Below are 1,476 nucleotides of genomic sequence, written 5' to 3' on the forward strand. Positions count from 1 at the left end.
AGCGCTGGGCGCTCACGAACAGGTGGAATCGAGCGTGGTGGTGGCGCTGCGCGATGCGCAAGGCCATGAGCAGCTGGTGGCCTACGTCGTGCCGCGCCAGCCGGCGCAGGACGGGCGCGCGAAGCCCGTGGCCGCGCCGGGCTTCAGCCTGTTTTACTTCGGAGCGCAAAGCGACGAAACGCAGGACCGCTACCGGCTCGTGATGGAGTCGGCGCGCTTTGCCGACGAGCAGGGTTTCGAGGCGGTGTGGATGCCGGAGCGGCATTTCCACGAGGTCGGCAGCCTGTATCCGAACCCGTCGGTGCTGGCCGCGGCGATCGCGAGCGTCACACGGCGCGTCGGGCTGCGCGCGGGCAGCGTGGTGCTGCCGCTGCACAGTCCGCTGCGCATAGCCGAGGAATGGTCGGTGGTGGATAACCTGTCGCACGGTCGGGTGGGGCTGTCGCTCGCACCGGGCTGGGTGCCCACCGACTTCGTGCTGGCGCCGCAGAACTTTGCCGGTCGTCGCGAGCGGCTGATCGAGGGCATCGCGACCTTGCGCGGGCTGTGGGCGGGCGAAGCGCGCGAGTTCGTCGACGGGACGGGGCGGCCCACCGCGGTGCGGGTTTATCCGCGGCCGGTGCAGCCGGCGCTGCCGTTGTGGATGACTGCGGCGGGCAGCCCGGAGACCTTCATCGAAGCCGGGCGGCTGGGCATGAACGTGCTCACGCACCTGCTGGGCCAGACCGTGGAAGAGGCGGCGCAGAAGATCGCGCTGTACCGGCAGAGCCTGGCCGATCACGGCCACGATCCGCGCAGTGGCCGCGTGACGATGATGGTGCATACCTTCGTTGCCGACGAGCCGAGCGTGGCCCGCGAGCGGGCGCGCGAGCCGTTCAAACGCTATATGCGTGCGCACCTGAACCTGCTGTCGTCGTGGGCACGCAGTCTGGAGCTGGAGGTGCCGGAAGGGGCGAGCGACGCGGAAATCGGTCAGGTGGTGGAGTTCGCCTACGAACGCTATGCGCGTAGCGCCGCGCTGATCGGCACGCCTGAGGAGTGCGAGGCGCTGTCACGGCGGCTGTACGAATCGGGGGTGGATGAAATCGCCGGGCTGATCGACTGGATGGACAGCGACGCGGCGCTGGCGGGTCTGGCGCCGCTGCAGCGGCTGATGCAGCTGACGCAGCGTGCGAAGCCGGGCGCGCGGGTGCTGCGCGGCCATCTGCGGGAGCGCCTGCCGGAGTACATGGTGCCGTCGCACTTCGTGGTGCTCGATGCGATGCCGCTCACGCCCAACGGCAAGCTGGACCGTCGCGCGCTGCCGGTGCCGGAGCTGGAGCAGGCGGGTACCGGTGTCTATGTCGAGCCGCGCACGGCCACGGAGCGCACGATCGCGGCGATCTGGTCGCAGGTGCTGGGTCGCGAGCGGGTAGGTGCGCTCGACGACTTCTTCGATCTCGGCGGGCATTCGCTGCTGGCCACGCAGGTGATCGC

At 70.0% G+C, this 1,476-nt stretch carries 1 protein-coding gene; it reads left to right on the forward strand.

Annotated elements, in window-relative coordinates; all coding sequences use genetic code 11:
* Window positions 1-1,476, forward strand: a 1,476-nt coding sequence (locus HB633_RS30540) for a MupA/Atu3671 family FMN-dependent luciferase-like monooxygenase (RefSeq protein WP_213781852.1), incomplete at both ends; no start/stop codon positions are given.

This window comes from Caballeronia sp. dw_276, assembly GCF_018449635.1.
In the GTDB taxonomy this organism is placed as follows: domain Bacteria; phylum Pseudomonadota; class Gammaproteobacteria; order Burkholderiales; family Burkholderiaceae; genus Caballeronia.